Annotated in this window: 10 protein-coding genes; 3 read left to right on the plus strand and 7 right to left on the minus strand. The window is 67.1% G+C overall.

The genetic code is table 11. From position 1 onward, the window contains the following. The first annotated feature begins 71 nt into the window (after positions 1 to 71). Positions 72 to 1,223: an MFS transporter gene (locus tag KVG96_RS15070; protein WP_217892853.1), complete on the plus strand. Its 1,152-nt coding sequence runs from the start codon at positions 72 to 74 to the stop codon at positions 1,221 to 1,223. Between the two features lie 113 nt (positions 1,224 to 1,336). Here the strand turns inward: KVG96_RS15070 and KVG96_RS15075 are convergent, their stop codons facing one another. From KVG96_RS15075 to KVG96_RS15100, 6 genes are all read right to left on the minus strand, one after another. Continuing rightward, positions 1,337 to 3,760, minus strand: coding sequence for a TonB-dependent siderophore receptor (locus KVG96_RS15075; protein WP_217892854.1), 2,424 nt, complete (start codon positions 3,758 to 3,760; stop codon positions 1,337 to 1,339). Between the two features lie 98 nt (positions 3,761 to 3,858). Beyond that, positions 3,859 to 4,842, minus strand: a complete 984-nt coding sequence (locus tag KVG96_RS15080) for a FecR family protein (protein WP_217892855.1) — start codon at positions 4,840 to 4,842, stop codon at positions 3,859 to 3,861. A gap of 40 nt (positions 4,843 to 4,882) precedes the next feature. Further along, complete coding sequence (locus KVG96_RS15085) at positions 4,883 to 5,383, minus strand: sigma-70 family RNA polymerase sigma factor (RefSeq protein ID WP_085577512.1); 501 nt, start codon at positions 5,381 to 5,383, stop codon at positions 4,883 to 4,885. Between the two features lie 94 nt (positions 5,384 to 5,477). Continuing rightward, positions 5,478 to 6,299: a hypothetical protein gene (locus KVG96_RS15090; protein WP_217892856.1), complete on the minus strand. Its 822-nt coding sequence runs from the start codon at positions 6,297 to 6,299 to the stop codon at positions 5,478 to 5,480. Between the two features lie 244 nt (positions 6,300 to 6,543). Continuing rightward, on the minus strand, positions 6,544 to 11,019 hold the full coding sequence (locus KVG96_RS15095; RefSeq protein WP_217892857.1) for a hemagglutinin repeat-containing protein: 4,476 nt from the start codon (positions 11,017 to 11,019) through the stop codon (positions 6,544 to 6,546). A 98-nt stretch (positions 11,020 to 11,117) separates the two neighbouring features. Further along, positions 11,118 to 12,845: a ShlB/FhaC/HecB family hemolysin secretion/activation protein gene (locus tag KVG96_RS15100; protein WP_217892858.1), complete on the minus strand. Its 1,728-nt coding sequence runs from the start codon at positions 12,843 to 12,845 to the stop codon at positions 11,118 to 11,120. Between the two features lie 401 nt (positions 12,846 to 13,246). Here KVG96_RS15100 and KVG96_RS15105 point away from each other — a divergent pair, with 401 nt between their 5' ends. Both KVG96_RS15105 and KVG96_RS15110 read left to right on the plus strand, forming a co-directional pair. Next, positions 13,247 to 14,368, plus strand: a complete 1,122-nt coding sequence (locus KVG96_RS15105) for an HlyD family secretion protein (protein ID WP_217892859.1) — start codon at positions 13,247 to 13,249, stop codon at positions 14,366 to 14,368. Beyond that, a complete protein-coding gene (locus tag KVG96_RS15110; protein ID WP_217892860.1) occupies positions 14,365 to 15,957 on the plus strand; it encodes a DHA2 family efflux MFS transporter permease subunit in 1,593 nt (530 codons plus the stop codon). The genes KVG96_RS15105 and KVG96_RS15110 overlap by 4 nt, the downstream gene beginning before the upstream one ends. Before the next feature lie 121 nt (positions 15,958 to 16,078). On the opposite strand, the gene KVG96_RS15115 is transcribed toward KVG96_RS15110, so the two are convergent. Beyond that, positions 16,079 to 16,519 (minus strand): carboxymuconolactone decarboxylase family protein, encoded by a 441-nt coding sequence (locus tag KVG96_RS15115; RefSeq protein ID WP_217892861.1) that lies wholly within the window; start codon positions 16,517 to 16,519, stop codon positions 16,079 to 16,081. Positions 16,520 to 16,639: the final 120 nt, after the last annotated feature.

Here is a 16,639-nt window from a genome sequence, read left to right on the forward strand (position 1 = left end):
AGCCTGCTCGCGCCCGCTGGCTCACTGTGCAAGGATGTCCGCCTGCTGTAACGATTCTGCCAAGGATTCCCATGACCGACCTCAACGCCCAAGCCGCTTTCATTCCCGGACGCCTGCAACAGATGTCCACCCGCATCGCCTTCTTCATCGCCGGCCTCGGCATTGCGGCGTGGGCGCCGTTGGTGCCTTACGCCAAGGCCCGGGCCGGGCTCGACGAAGGCACGCTGGGCCTGTTGCTGCTGTGCCTGGGGGTGGGGTCGATCCTGGCGATGCCGCTGGCGGGCATCCTGGCCACCCGGTTCGGCTGCCGCAAGGTGGCCACCGGCGGCACGCTGCTGATCTGCGCGGCGTTGCCGTTGCTGGCGACGGTGTCGTCGGTTCCGGCGCTGATCGCCACGCTGTTCATGTTCGGCGCCGGGCTGGGCACGGTGGATTCGACGGTGAACCTGCAAGCGGTGATCGTCGAGCGGGCCAGCGGGAAAAACATGATGTCCGGGTTCCACGGCCTGTTCAGCCTCGGCGGCATCGTCGGCGCGGCGGGCGTCAGCGCCCTGCTGGGCCTGGGCCTGTCGCCGCTGGCGGCGATGCTGGTGGTGGTCGCGCTGCTGGTCGCGTCCCTGTTCAAGGCCGTGCCGCACATGCTGTCCTACGGCAGCGAAAGTTCGGGGCCGGCGTTTGCGGTGCCCCATGGCATCGTCCTGTTCATCGGCGGCATGTGCTTCATCGTGTTCCTCACCGAAGGCGCGGCGCTGGACTGGAGCGCGGTGTTCCTGGCCGAGGAGCGCGGCATCGACAAGGCCTATGCCGGCCTGGGCTACGCCGCGTTCGCCCTGACCATGACGGCGGGCCGCCTGACCGGTGACCGCATCGTCCAGCGCCTGGGCGCCACCCGGGTGATCCTGTTCGGCGGCCTGACGGCGGCGGCCGGCCTGTTCCTGGCCACGTTCGCGCCGTCCTGGCAGGCGGCCCTGATCGGTTACGCGCTGGTCGGAGCCGGTTGCTCGAACATCGTGCCGGTGCTGTACACGGCGGTGGGCAAGCAGACGGTGATGCCGGAAAGCATCGCGGTGCCGGCCATCACCACCCTGGGCTATGCGGGGATTCTGGCGGGGCCTGCGGTGATCGGGTTCGTCGCCCACGGCAGCAGCCTGAGTTTCGCCTTCGGTCTGATGGCGGTGCTGCTGGTGGCGGTGGCGATCGGCGGGAAAGTGCTTAAGGTCTGAAGGGGTAAGCTTCAAGCCTCAAGCCTCAAGCCTCAAGCCTCAAGCTTCAAGCTTCAAGCCGGGTGCTGGAAACACTGTGGCGAGGGGGCTTGCTCCCTCGCCACAGGTTCAGGTCAGAAGCCGACGCTGGCCTGCACGAAGAACGTACGCGGCGTGCCCACGTAGATCCCCGAGTTGTTGTCGCTGGAGCGGGTGAAGTACTGCTTGTCGAAGATGTTCTTCACCCCGGCGCCCAGCTTGAGGTTCGACAGTTGCGCGCCGAAGTCGTAGCCGCCGCGCACGTTCCACGTCACGTAGCCCGGGATGTCGCCGTACTGCCCGTCCGCCGTGCCTTCGGTGATGTAGTTGCCGCTGAAGCTGCCGTCGGCGTTGACCCCGGTGCCCGGCGAGCGCTGTTTGGACTGGGCGAAACCGTCCAGGTTGTAGGTCCAGCGGTTGATGTCGTAACGCAGGCCGACGGTGGCCACCTGGCGCGAATAGAACGGCAGGTCACGGCCCTTGAAGCCCGGGATCTCCCCTTCGTAGGTCGCCCGGGTGTAGGTGAAGCCGGCGTTGGCGGTCAGGCCGTCGAGGCGCGGATCCAGCGCCGCCATGTCGTAGTGCACGGACGCTTCGACGCCCTGGTGCTTGGTCGCGCCGAGGTTGGTCCAGCCCACGTCGTTGCTGATGTATTGCAGTTCGTCGTCGAAGTCGATGTAGAACAGCGTCACCTCGCCGCCCCACACGTCATCGTTGTAGCGGGTGCCGATCTCGTAGGTCTTGGCCTTTTCCGGGTTCAGGCCGTTGGCGGTCTGGTCGCCCGAGCCGCCCTGGCCGAGCTGGAAGTACTGCAGGCTGCCGAACGAAGTCTCGTAGTTGGCGAACAGCTTCCACGCATCGGACAGGTGGTACATCACGCTCAGGGCCGGCAGCGGCTCGTTGCTTTCGATGCTGCGGTTCTTCTCCGGCACGCGCTTGCCGGCGGTGTCGAGCACCGCGCGGTCGTGCCAGTCGGTGCTGATGTGCTCGAAGCGGATGCCCGGCGTCACGGTCCAGTTGCCGACGTCGATCTTGTTGTCGACGTACACCGAATTGGCTTCGGTGCCGCCGGTGCGGTCCTGGAACACGTGGCCGTCGGAGGTCTTGGTCACCACCGGCTGGTTGTCGACCAGGGCCAGGCGGCTGGACTGCTCGTGCATGGCCTCTTTCAGGTAGCGGTAGCCGACGCTGACTTCCTGGGTGGTGGGGCCGACGTCGAACACCCGCGACACCCGCGGCTCGATGCCCAGCGTGTAGTAGGAGCGCGGGAACGAGCTGAGGGTCTTCTGGTCGCGGGCGGCGATGGTGCTGCCGCGGAAGCTGTCGGAATAGTAGGTCAGCACTTCGGCCTGGGTGCGCTCGTCGATCTGGCGGATCCACTTGAACGACACGTCCTTGCGCCGGCCGCTGAAGCCGTCGTAGTCGCGGTCGGACTGGAATGGCTTGTCGTCGTACTGCTTCTGGGTCAGGCCGCCGGGCATGTCGGCGCTGGCGTCGTAGTAATGGAAGTTGAGGCTGAAATCGTCCTGCTCGGTCGGCGCCCAATGGGTCTTGAGGATGACGTCGTCGATGTCGTTGCCGTTGTTGCGCTCGCGGTAACCGTTGCCGTTGACGCCGGAGTACAGCAGCGCCATGCCGATGCCGTTGTCGGCGGTGCCGCCCAGGAACGCGGTGTCGATGTGTTTCCAGCCGCCGTGCCGGGAAGTCTCCAGCGTCGTGCCGATTTCGCCGGTGGCTTTTTCGGGGATGGCGCGGGTGACGAAGTTGATCACGCCGCCGACGTTCTGCGGCCCGTAGCGCACGGAACCGGCGCCGCGCACCACGTCGATGCTGTCGAGGTTGCCCGACGAGATCGGCGCCATCGACAGCTGCGGCTGGCCGTAGGGGGCGAAAGCCGCCGGCACGCCGTCAATCAGCACGGTGGAGCGCGGCGACAGGCGCGAGGTCAGGCCGCGCACGCCGACGTTCAGCGAGATGTCGCTGCCGCCGGTGCCGTTGGCCTCCTGCACCTGCACGCCCGGCACGCGACGGAGCACGTCGCCGACGTTCATGGCGCCCTGCTCCACCATGGCTTCACGGCGGATCACGGTGCGGGCGCCGGGATGGTTCTGCACCACGGCGGCGTCGGCGTCGCCGAGCCAGTCGCCGACCACCTTGATGTCGGTCACGCCCAATTCCAGCGGGCCATTGGCGGCGGCCGTCGGCGCCGGGGACAGCGTCACCGAGCCTTCGTTGATCTGGTAGTCCAGGCCGCTGCCCTGCAGCAATTGGCGCAGGGCCTGTTCCGGCGAGAGGTTGCCGTCCACCGCCGGGGCCTGTTTGCCGGCGACCAGGTCAGGACTGAAAAACACTTGCAGCGAGGTTTGCTGGCCCAGTTCGCTCAGGGCCTGGCCCAGCGGCTGCGCGCGGATGTGAATGGCGTCGGCGGCGAACGCCAGCGGCACGGCAGCGTTGACCGCCAGCGCGAGCGCCAGCGGCAGCCAAGGGGATTTCTTGTTGTTGGCGGTGGTGTTTTTCACGTCGAACGTAGTCCTGTGGATCGCAAGTGTATGCGTCTGTTAATGCAAACCAGTTGCAGTTGAACAGGAAGACGATGAACTCGAAAAAAACCTGAATTTTATTTTGAAATTATTTCCTGGCTGCCGTCGGCCAGCGTGCGCACGGCCACCGGCAGGATGTTCGGCAAGGCCTTGAGCAAGGCGTCGGTGTTGTCGGTGCGGAACACGCTGGTCAGGCGCAGGTTGGCCACGGCGGGGCCGGAGACCTTCAAAGGCTTGTCGCGGTAACGGGACACCTGCGCCGCCACGTCGCTCAGGCTGGCGTTGTTGAACACCAGCTTGCCGCTGCGCCAGGCGGTCAGCTCGGCCGGATTGACCGCATAGGCCGGCGCGACGGCGCCCTGGGCATCGACATGGGTGCCCAGGCCGGCGGTCAGGCTGACGAAGGCGTTGTCCGGCGCGTTGCGGCCCTGCACCTTGACCGTGCCCTGCTCCACCGCGACCCGGGTCTGCGCCGGGTCGCGGCGCACGTCGAAGCGGGTGCCGGTGACCGTGACCTTGCCGCTGCCGGCCTCGACCACGAACGGGCGCGAGGTGTCGTGCTCGACGCTGAACATCGCTTCGCCTTCGGTCAACTCGACGACGCGGCGATCCTTTTCAAAGCGCACCTTCAGGGCGCTGCGGCTGTCGAGGTCGACGACCGAACCGTCGGGCAGCGCCACATGCCGCCGTTCGCCGGTCTTCGTCGCGAATTCGGCGCTGTAGCCCGCCGGTGGGTTGAGCCCGCTGAACAGCCCCAGCCCGACCGCCACCGCCAGCACCCCGGCGGCCACCGCATAACGCAGCGCCGGCCGGCGCCCGCGACGGGCCGGCGGCGCGTCGCACAAGGCCTTCAGGCGCGGCGCCGGCAGCAGGTCGGCGGCGCTCCATACGCCTTGCAGCAACAGGAACTCGTCCCGGTGCGGGGCATGTTCGTTCAGCCAGGCGTCGAAGCGCTGCCGCTCGTCCACGCTGACGGCAGCCTCCTGCAGGCGCACGAACCAGCGTGCCGCCTCATCGCGCACCGTTGCCTGCCCGCACGCGCAATCACGGGTTTCCATCATGGAATGTCCTGTCTGGCCGGGGATGAATGACGGCGCCCGCTCATGGCTGCAACCCGTCCAGACGGTCGCGCAGGTGCCGCAGGGTGCGGATCATATACTTTTCCACCATGTTCCTGGACAGCCCCAGGCGCTCGGCGATTTCCGCCTGGGTCAGGCCTTCGAGCTTCTGCCAGACGAAGATCCGCCGGCAGTTGACCGGCAGCTCCGCGAGCGCCCGTTCGATGGAATCGGCCAGCTGGATCGCATGCATGTAATGCTCCGGGTCGCCGGTCGGCGACTCACTGAGATCGATCGCCTCCGACTCCATGGCGCCCCGTCGGTCCTCACGCCGAAAACCGTCCACCGCAATGTTGCGCGCGGTCTGGTGCAGGTACGCCCGTGGCTGCTGCACCGTCGCCGCATCGGTTTCGAGCACCCGCACGAAGGTGTCGTGCGCCAGATCCTCGGCCTGCTGACGATTGCGCAGGCGACGGGTCCAGGTGCCGATCAACTCTTCGTAATGCTCGAAAAAGCCGGGTCTGCGGGGCAGCATGGGGATCATGGCGGCGTGCTGAGGAAAGGGGCGTGAATAGTAATGTTTCGTATTACGCCCGGCAATCGTTCCTTGGCCCTGTCGACGGGAGGCGGCATCTGCCCTATTTGGATTTGCCCTTGACCTTGCCCTGATCCGGATCGACGATGCCGAAGCAGCCCACCGGCGGGTTCAGGTACTGGTACAGCGGATTGACCAGCAGGTGCGCGTCGCCGCAGGTGATCAGGTGGATGTGATCGCGGTAGGTGTCGATCAGGCGCTGGATCGCGGGGGCGATGTGCGGATGGATGCCCGTGCGCAGCTCCATGCCGGCCCGCACGTAAGCGGAATACAGATCCTTGAACTTGAGGCCGTCCTTGGGCGGGATCAGGCTCTTGTCGGCCGGCAGAGAACTGAAGACACCCGCCAACCCGGTCTTTGCCACGACGTAAGGTTTGGCGAACGTCACGATGTCCTGATGCTCGGCCAGCAGGAAGCCCATCTTCGCCACGTTCCCGCTGTCGACCAGCATGCCGCGCAGGAAGCCCACGGAGATCGTGTTGGGAAACGCATGGGCGTTGTTGTAGTAGTTCTTCATCAGGTTTTCGAGGATCGGGAACACCGCGTGCTCCCAGCCGAACACCTTGCCGTGGTCGAACACCGGGCCGAACAGCGGCGGCACCGAATCACGGGTGACCGCCCTGGGGTACTGCTCGACGTGGCAGACGATCTTGTTGTCCTCGATCAGCGGCTCGAAGAAGTTCGCCCAGACACCTTGCGCCGCCCACTGGAACGGCGGCTCGCGGTGGGCATCGCCGGTGAGGAAGATCATCGGGTCGTAGTCGTCCGGGAAATGCTTGGCGGCGGCTTCGAGATCCGTCGCGCGCTCGTCGGACATCAGCACCCCTTCATCGATCCACCAGCCGTTGCCGAACTTCTTGCCCATGTCGTTGCACCCCGTCAGTCCCTTGCAGTGAGCGTCCGTTCTCACACGCTAGTTGCCGTCCTGCGGGTTTTCCAGCGGGGGCGAAGAAATCGACGCTGGCCAGACCATGCCCCCCCTGTAGGAGCGAGCCTGCTCGCGATGGCGATGGAACAGGCACCTTTGCAGTGACTGGTCCGACGCCATCGCGAGCAGGCTCGCTCCTACAGGGTTAGACGGTGGATGGGGCTCATCCACCGTGGGTGCTTCAGCCGCGTTCGTCGATGCCGGCCTGCAGCGTCTGGCTGTCGAAGTGACCGCTGACGGTGACCGGGCCGGCCTTCAGCGTGCCGTTTTCAACCGAGACCTTAGGTGCGTTCTCTTCGGCCTTGTGCGGCAGGGTCAGCCCGGCCTTGGCCCCGTAATCACGGTTGTCCAGCCCCGTCTTGTTGACCTGCGAGCCACCCAGGCCAACCCGACCGTCCGCTGCCGAGATCCGCGCGCCGGTCAGTTGCGTGGCGCCGCCGACGTTCAGGTTCACGCCTTGCTGGCCGCTGATGCCGGACGCCTGGCCGACGCTGTCCTTGTGGGCGTATTCGCCCTGGGCGGTGAGCGTCGGCTTGTAGTCGGTGCCGGCCAGTTCCTTCTTGTCGCTCGGCGGGTTCTTTTTGCCGGTCAGGCCCAGATCCACATCGACCTTGGCGTGGTTCTGCGTGTCCTGGCGGCTTTCGACGGTCAGGTCACCGGCAACCTTGCCGCCCACGGTCTTGCCCTCCACCTGCGCACCGCTCAGGCGGGCGTCGCCCGCGCTGTTCAACGCCACCGCATCGGCCTTGATCCGGCTGTTCTGCTGCGTGGTGCCCTGCACATAGTCCACGCCCACCTTGGCCCCGGCGTTGAAGCCATGGTCGCTGCTGGCCTTCTCGTCGGCGGCGGTCGGCGTGCTTTGGCTCAGGTTGCCGCCGGCATTCAGGGCGACGTTCCAGTTGTTGCGGCTGTCGCTGGACTGCGCGGACTCCAGCACGACGCCACCCTTGCCGGCATCGAGGCTCACGCTCGGCGCACCGACCTGGGTGCCCTGCTGGCGGACCGAATCGCCGCTCAGGGCGATGCCGGTCCGGCTGTCGAGCTGGCCGCCCTTGAGGGTCTGGGTGTTTTCGTTCACCCGGCCGATGTTGAAGTTGCCGCTGAGGTTGCCGCCCTGATCGCGGCTTTTCTCGCTGCTGGTCTTGCTGCCGCCCGCCTTCAGGCCGCCGCCGAGGTTGCCGCCGGTGGCGACGTGGGTGTCGGTGGCCGCTTGCAGGTCGAGGGTGCCGCCGGCCTTCAGGTCGATGGCGCCAGCGCTGTCGATCTTCGCGCCTTGCTGGACCTGGTTGCCGCCGCTGGTGAACTGCACAGGACCGTTGCCCTGGACGCTCGCCACACGGGCCTGGCTGTCGTTGACCTGCTTGCCGGTGTGGTCGAGCTGGAACCCGGCGCCGAGATCGACGTTGGTGCCGTCGGTGCCCGGCAAGGTGCCGACGGTCAGCGAGCCGTTGCCGCGCAAGCTGGAGCTGTCGCTGCCCTGACGGTCGTTGGCCTGGTTCAGGGCCAGGTCGCCGCCGGTCTTGACGTTGACGCCGCCCTGGCCGCCGTCGAACCGGCTGCCCTCGAACTGCGCGTCGCCGCGCACGTTGACGTTCACGCCCTGGCTGCCGGCATAACCGCCGACCACCGACGTCGAACTGTCTGTGCGGGTCTGGCTGCTGCCGCCGGCGCCGCTGCCGGCGACGTTCACGTCCTCGCCTGTCTTGGTGTAGACGCGCACATCGACCTTGGCGTCCACCGCCTTGTCGCGGCTGCTGCGGGTATCGGCCGCCGCGTCGGCCACCAGTTTGCCGGCGTCGATGTTCACCTTGCCGGCGCTGGCGTTGTATTGGGTGCCTTGATCCTTCAGCGTGCCGGCGACGTTCACGTCCACGGTAGCGCCGTCGAAGCGGCTGACCACGGCGGTGCTGCCCTGCTCGGTCTTGCCGGCGCTGGCGTGGCCCACTGCGACATCGATGCCGACGTTCGGCTGCCCGAGGTTGGTCAGGGCGTCCTTGTCCGGCACCTTGCCGGCGAGCACGTCCTTGACCGCTGCGACGACCGGCCGGGCGATGTCCTTGTACTCGACGTTGGCGCCGACGTCCGCCGACCAGTGGCTTTCGTCGTGGGTGCTGCTGGAGGTGTTGCCGGCCGCACGGTTGTCCACCTCGTTGGCGACCACATTCAGACCGTTGCCGGACTTGAGCTGCGCGCCTTCGGTGACGAGTGTGCCGGCATTGATGGTCAGGCCGCCGCTGCTCTGCACGCCGGTGGCCTGCGCGGTGGTTTTGCTGGAGGCGTCGTGCGCCGTGTCGCGGGCGAAATCGATGCCGCTGCCGGCGCGGTCAAGGCCGCCGGTGTAGTAGAAGCCGCCGCCGGTATTGGCTGTGTCGGTGGAGGTCTGGTGGCTGTCCTGCTCCGCCAGCAGCGACACGTTCTGACCGCTCAGGGCCGTGTCGCCGGCGGTGGATTTCACCTCGCCGCCCTTGACCGTCAGGTCGCCGCCGGCCTTCACCTGCACGGTGCCGCCGCTGAGGCTGGCGCCCTGCTGGCTGACATCGCTGGCGGTGACGGTCTTCTGCTTGTCTTCGTAATGGATGCCGGCACGGTACTGCCCGGCGTCCGGCGCGTTCTCTTTGGCATAGGCGTCGAAGCCGCGGGTCTGGGTGCTGTCGCTGCGCTCGCGGGTGTTTTGCGTAGCCTTCACGTTCACATCGCCCGCCGCGTCGGCGGTCAGCGCCGCGCCGGCCTTGACCGAGGCGCCGGCGACTTCGATGTCCTTGGCGCTCTTGAGCTTGAGGTTGCTGTCGGACACCAGTTCGCTGCGCACCGTGGTGCTGTCCTTGGCGTTCTGCCGGGACTCGTCCTTGGTGATGCCGAAGAACTTGCTGTCCTTGTCGTGGCTGTTGCTGTGGGACGTGTCCTGCACGCCATCGACCACCAGCGAACCGCTGTCGCTGATCACGCTGGCGTCGGTGCCGCCGCGCACCTGACTGCCGCTGATGCGCACATCGTCGGCCTTGACCGTCAGTTTGCCGGTCGCGTTGACCTTGCTGCCCTGGTGACGGGTCTGGCCCTTGTCGGCGTCGCCGGTCTTGCCGAAGAAGCCGCCGCCCACCAGATCGCCCGCGTAGCGGTTGTCGCTGCTGCGGTCGGTGCGGCTGGCGGTGGTGATGTCCACTTGCTTGCCGGCCAGTTGCAGGTCGCCCCGGCTGGTCAGCTCTGCGCCTTCGGAGCGCAGCAACGCGGCGGTCTGCAGGGCGATGTTGCCGCCCTTCAGCTGGCTGGTGACGCTGCGCTGGGTCTCGCTGCTGCTGTCCCAGTCGGCCTTCCACAGGTGTTTGCGGTGCTTGCCCTGGTCGGTCTGCACGTGGCGCTCGGTGGCGGCGGTCAGGCGCAGGTCGCCGCCGCTCTGCACGCTCAGGTCGCCGGCCGCTTCGACCTTGGCGGCGGTAAGTTCGGTGTCCTTGCCGGACGACAGTTGCGCATCGCGGCTGGCGACGATCTGGCTGCCGTGCTGGCGCGAATCGCTGTCGGTGCGGGTGCGCTCGTAGGTTTCCCAGGTGATGCCGATGGTGTTGTTGCTCCAGTTCTCGCGCTGTTCCTGGAGCTTGCGGCTTTCCACGGTGGTGAGGGTCAGGTTGCGCTTGGCGTCGGCCTTCACGTCGCGGCCGCTGACGTCCGTGGCGGCCAGGGTCAGGTCCTTGCCGCTGTGCAGGCCGACATCGCCCTGGCTGCTGCGGATGCCGGCACGGGTCACGTCGAGGCTGTCGGCGACGGCCTGGCCGCTGACGCTCAGGTCGCCGGCCGAACGGATCTGCACGCCGTCACGCCCGGCCACCTGCACCGCCCCCACCTTCACACCGGCGCCTTCGGCGGTGCTGACGATGTTGATGCGCCCGGCCTGCATCGCGCCGAACAGGCTGGCGTCGATCCGCTGGTCGGCGGTGTGGCCGCTCGGGTCCACGGTCTTCACCTGGCCGCTGGCGTAATCCACCTGGTTGCGTCCGACGGTGAGGTTCAATTGGTCGCGGGCGCTGAGGTTGCCCTGACTGTCGATGCGCGGAGCGATCAGGTTGACCGAACCTTCGCCGTTGCGCAGGCCGCCGGCCTGGATCTGCAATTGGCCGCTGGCGTCGCGGGTATTCAGCGATTGCAGCTTGCCGTCGTTCAGCTCCGGACGGCCGACCACCAGGCTGGCGTTCGGCGCGTTGATGAAACTGCCGCCGTTGACCGAGATGCCGTTGGGGTTGGCCAGCACGTAGTCGGCAGCGCGGCCGAAGATTTCCTGAGCGCCGTTGATGGCCGACGGGTTGCGGCTGATCACTTCGTTGAGGATCACGCTCGCGGCCTGGCCCTGCAATTGCGGGTTGGCCGCCAGTTGCCCGGCGAGCTGCGACTGCCCGGCCTGCAAGGCGTTGTTCAGCACCACGCCCTGGCGGTCGACGTTGTAGTCCAGGAACTGGTTGTGCGACAGGCCCGAGCCGTTGGGCGCGACGATGTTGACGATGGGCACACCGCCCTGGGTCTGCAATTGCGCGGTGCCGCCGGGGCCGGGGGCGACCACCACGCCGCCGGCCAGGGCGCTGGGCAGGTGGGCGGCCAGGAACAGGCTGGCGATGGCCCAGCGCAATTGGCCCCGGGGCGAAAGGTTGAATGCGAAGGTGTGTGCTGGCATAAAAACGTCTCCATGTAAGTACGGCATCACGTCGCGCGTTTTGGTCTTGGCCGGGGCTGTCGCGCTCAGATCCGTCGGCTGTGGGTTCACTGCGTTGTTCATATCTGCACCCCCACCCGCATCAGCCAGGCGTCGGGCTCATGGGGCAAGCCGCTGGGGGTGTCGAGGCTGCGCTGGTAGTCGATGTCCACCTGCAGGTTCTTCCAGCCCAGATTGAGGCCGACGCTGGCGCCGCTCAGGCGTTGGCCCGGCGCACCGTGGTCGGCCTTGATCCAGCCGTGGTCGAGCCCCAGGCGCGGGGTGACCTGCACGGATCCCCCCGTCGCCAGCGGCAGGCGCAGGGTGTTGCGCCAGATCGCGCCGCTGGCGCCGGACGCACTGGCGACCCGGTAACCGCGCACGGCGGAATCATCGGTGCCGAGCATCTGTTCGATGGCCGGCAGCGGGTCGGGGCTGTATTGCAGGTTGAGCTGGCTCTGCCATTGCCAGGCCTGATCGCCGAGCCGGCCGTTGCGCCATTGGCTGAGGCCGGCGCGGTATTTGCGAAACTGCGCCTTGGGCAGGTTGCTGACCTGGCGCCCGGCGTCATCGTCGGCACCGAACCAGCGCAGGCCCTGGGCATAGTTGACGTCCAGGTTCCACACCGCGCGGTCGAGCCAGAACAGGTTGAGCCCGGCCTCGGCCACGGTCAGGGTCGGGCTCTGGATGCCCAGGCGGGCGTCCGCCAGATAGCTGTCGACGTCTTTGTGGGCCAGTTGCAGGTTGGCGCTGAGCTGGCGGCTCTGGTCGCGCCAGAGCACGCGGTCGGCGCGCAGGCTGAGCTGGTCGGTGATTCCGGTGCTGTACAGGGTCGTCGTGCTGAGCTTGAACGGCGCCCGGTACTCGGCGTGGCTGGCGAACGCGCTGTAGGTCCAGTAGCCGTAGGGAATCGCGTAGTACAGGCTGGCGTTGCGGCTGTAGCGGTCGCCCCGGTTGAGGGTGTCGCTGGCGCTGAGGCTCAACAGGTCGTTGAGCTCCAGCGGGCTGTCGAAGCTGAGGCTGACGGTGTTGCGGTCGCGCCCGGTGCTGGCGCTGCCGAGGTTGTCGGCACCCAGCCCCAAAGCCCAGCGCGACTGCCCGGCGCTGCGCGAACGCAGGACGATCCGCGAAGCGCCGGACTGGCTGCCGGGGGCGATGTCGGCGGTCAGATCCACCGAACGCAGGCGGTTCAGTTGGTCCAGCCCCTGCTCCAGGTCGCGCAGGTTCAGCGGCTTGCCGAGCATGTGGGGAAAGGCGCCGCCCAGCGACACCGGCAAGCTCTGGTCGGCCAGTTCGATGGACTCGACGTAGCCCTCGTCGACCAGGATGTCCAGCGACTGCCCCGCCGCCGGCGCGCTGCTCAAATAGGGACGGCTGGCGATGTAGCCCTGCTCGACGTAGATCGCGGTGATGTTCGCCAGCAGGTGGTTGATCTGGTTGACGCCCATGCACGGCGCCAGCAGTGGTTTGATCCGCGCATTGAGCGCGTCCCTGTCGATCAGGGTGACGCCGCCGATGCGCGTGCCGCTCAGGGGCCAGCAGCGCTCGTCGGGGGTGACGGGCTGGGCGGTGGCCGTGGGGGCCGACGCCGGGCCGAACGCGCCGCGTTCCAGTTGCCGGCGCCGTTGTTCGAGCTGCAGCTGTTGCAGGTCGCGCTGTTGCTGTTGCTGCTGACGCAGCGCTTCCTGGCCGGCGGACGCCGGTTCGGCAGCCCCGGCCGGGGAGGCGCACACGCTCAGCACAAAGGCCGACAACAGCGGGCGACGCAGGGAACGACAACGGGAAACAGCGCGGAACGAATACGGCACTCAACTTCCTTGCGATCATCAAATGGCGTAATGCCACTTCATCAATGATCGTGATAGTCGGAGCCCTCCTACGCAAATGCAAGACGCTTCCTACAGCGGTTACATTTCTTAAACAATTCAGTGATTTGCCGTCATCGACCGCCATCACGGAGGGTTTTGCGCACCCTCAGGGTTTCCCTGAGGGGCGGATGCGAGCCTTGAAGCAGTGCTCAAAGGGTGTTGGCCGATTGCCGGGATTCGTCATTGCGACGGCGGCATGCTCCATTGCCTGAGGCGTTTGCCCGTGGGTCGAACGTGTCGGGCAACCCTCTGTCGGCCGGCAGCAGAAATGAATTGCCACAAAATATTACCTGCGTCATATTACAGCCGTAATAACAGCCCGCTTCCACAGGTACTTCCCCATGACCAGCATGCCCACCGTCGAACCCGACCTCGCCGTCCCGGTCAGCGCCGCCAAGTCTCCCCTGCTCAAGCGCCTGCTGTTGCCCGCCGCCGGGATCGCCGCCCTGGCGTTCGCCGGACTGTACGCCGCCCATTGGTGGAGCGCCGGACGGTTCCTGGAAGAGACCGACGATGCCTACATCGGCGGCGACGTCACGGTGATCGGGCCGAAGGTCGCCGGCTACATCGAAGAAGTGCTGGTCAGCGACAACCAACCGGTCAAGGCCGGCGACGTGTTGATCCGCCTCGACTCGCGGGACTACCGCGCCAGCCTGGCCAAGGCCGAAGGCGCGGTCGCCGCCGAAGAGGCGCTGCTGGCCAACCTCGACGCCACCGAACAACTGCAGCAGGCCGTGATCGGCCAGGCCCGCGCCGGCATCGACGCCGCCGGTGCCGAAACCGCCCGTTCGCGGGACGACAACGCACGCTACAAACGCCTGGTGAGCACCAACGCCGTCTCGGTGGAAAGCGCGCAACGGGCCGACGCCACGTTCAAGACCGCTCAGGCCCAGAGCGCCCGCGCCCAGGCCGAACTGCTCGCCGCGCAGCGCCAGCTCTCGGTCATCGAAACCCGCAAGCAGCAGGCCCGCGCCGCGTTGATGCAGGCGAAGGCCGAGCGCGACCTGGCGCAACTGAACCTCGGCTACACCGAGCTGCGCGCGCCGGTGGACGGCGTGATCGGCAATCGCCGCGCCCGGGTCGGCGCCTACGCCCAGGCGGGCTCGCAGCAGTTGTCGGTGGTGCCGGCCAGCGGCCTGTGGGTGGACGCCAACTTCAAGGAAGACCAATTGGCCCGGATGAAACCCGGCCAGCGCGTGAGCATCCGCGCCGATGTGCTGTCCGGCCAGGAATTCCACGGCCGCCTCGACAGCCTGGCCCCGGCCACCGGTTCGCAGTTCAGCGTGTTGCCGCCGGAAAACGCCACCGGCAACTTCACCAAGATCGTCCAGCGGGTGCCGGTGCGGATCCTGCTCGACCCCGCCGACGGCGTGCTCGGCCACCTGCGGCCGGGGCTCTCGGTGACCGCCGAGGTCGACACCCGCGCCCGGCCTGACACCGCCGCCGTGGCCAGCGCGCCATGAGCCGCGCCCAGGCCGTCCCCGCGCCCGCGTTCAATGCCGCCGACATGGCGACGGCGACCAAGGTGTTCGCCTTCGCCACGATGTGCATCGGCATGTTCATCGCGCTGCTGGACATCCAGATCGTCTCGGCCTCGCTGCGCGACATCGGCGGCGGGCTGTCCGCCGGCACCGATGAGACGGCGTGGGTGCAGACCAGCTACCTGATCGCCGAGATCATCGTGATTCCGCTGTCGGGCTGGCTGTCCCGGGTGTTTTCCACCCGCTGGCTGTTCTGCGCCTCGGCGGTCGGCTTCACCCTCGCCAGCCTGCTGTGCGGCATCGCCTGGAACATCCAGAGCATGATCGCGTTCCGGGCGTTGCAGGGTTTCCTGGGCGGTTCGATGATCCCGCTGGTGTTCACCACGGCGTTCTTTTTCTTCACCGGCAAGCAACGGGTCATCGCGGCGGCGACCATCGGCGCCGTGGCCTCGCTGGCGCCGACCCTGGGCCCGGTGATCGGCGGCTGGATCACGGATCTTTCGTCCTGGCACTGGCTGTTCTACATCAACCTGCTGCCGGGGATCTTCGTCGCCGTGGCGGTGCCGATGCTGGTGAAGATCGACCGCCCGGAACTGTCGCTGCTCAAGGGCGCGGACTACCCGAGCATGATCCTGCTGGCGCTGTTTCTCGGCTGCCTGGAGTACACCCTCGAAGAGGGCCCGCGCTGGAACTGGTTCAGCGACCGCACCATCCTGACCACCGCGTGGATCAGCGGCCTGGCCGGCCTGGCCTTCATCGGCCGCACCTTGCGGGTGGCCAATCCGATCGTCGATCTGCGCGCCCTCAAGGACCGCAACTTCGCCTTGGGCTGCTTCTTTTCCTTCGTCACCGGCATCGGCCTGTTCGCCACCATTTACCTGACGCCGCTGTTCCTCGGCCGGGTGCGCGGCTACAGCGCGCTGGACATCGGCCTGGCGGTGTTCTCCACCGGCGTGTTCCAGATCATGGCGATTCCGCTGTACGCCTTCCTGGCCAACCGCGTCGACCTGCGCTGGATCATGATGGCCGGCCTTGCCCTGTTCGCTCTGTCGATGTGGGAATTCAGCCCGATCACCCACGACTGGGGCGCCGGGGAACTGCTGCTGCCGCAAGCCCTGCGCGGCATCGCCCAGCAACTGGCGGTGCCGCCGGCGGTGACGTTGACCTTGGGCGGCCTCGCGCCGGCACGGCTCAAGCACGCCTCGGGCCTGTTCAACCTGATGCGCAACCTGGGCGGCGCCATCGGCATCGCGGCGTGCGCGACCATCCTCAACGACCGCACCAACCTGCACTTCACACGGCTGGCGGAGCACCTGAACAGCAGCAACGAAGCGCTGAACCAATGGCTGGGCCAGGTCGGCGGCAACCTCGCAGCGTTGGGGCAGCACGGGGATGCGGGCATGACCGCCAGCCTGCGCCAACTGTGGCTGCTGACCTACCGTGAGGCGCAGACGCAGACCTATGGCGACACGTTTCTGGTGATCATGGTGTGCTTCGGCCTCGCCACGGCGATGGTGCCCTTGATGCGCAAGGTGCTGCCGCCGCCCGCGCCGAGTGCCGACGCACATTGAAGGTGGCCTTGGGAGATTGCAGTGATCCCGGATGCGACGTTCAACCGGGATCACTGCAGGAGCCGGCCTGCTGGCGGCAGCGTCAGTGCAGCCACCGCCGGGCAGGGTCAATGCCGTTGGATCAGGCCTGCGGGGTCTTGCGGAAACCGACGGCCAGACGGTTCCAGCTGTTGATGGTGCTGATGGCCACGGTCAGGTCGACCATTTCCTTGGGCGAGAACTGGGCGCTGACGGCCTCGTAGTCTTCGTCGGGCGCGTGGGTCAGGCTCAGTTGGGTCAGCGATTCGGTCCACAGCAGGGCGGCGCGCTCGCGGTCGGTGAAGAACGGGGCCTCGCGCCAGGCGGTCACGGCGAACAGGCGGCGCGGGGTCTCGCCGCCCTTGATCGCATCGCTGGTGTGCATGTCGATGCAGAACGCGCAGCCGTTGATCTGCGAAGCGCGCAGTTTGACCAGTTCGATCAGGCTCTTTTCCAGCGGCAGTCTGGAGACGGCGCTTTCCAGGGCCATCATCGCTTTGAGTGCGTCGGGGGAAGCGGTGTAGAAATCGATGCGGGCTTTCATGGCAGGTTTCCGGGTCAAGTGAATGTGCGGTTACGTTAAGCCCGTTGCCCCATTGCACAAATAGCCAATCCGGCAGAAGTCCGGGTGACCACTGCGCAGGTGCCCGAAAAAGAAAACCGG

The sequence above is a fragment of the Pseudomonas ekonensis genome (assembly GCF_019145435.1).
Classification (GTDB): Bacteria; Pseudomonadota; Gammaproteobacteria; order Pseudomonadales; family Pseudomonadaceae; genus Aquipseudomonas; species Aquipseudomonas ekonensis.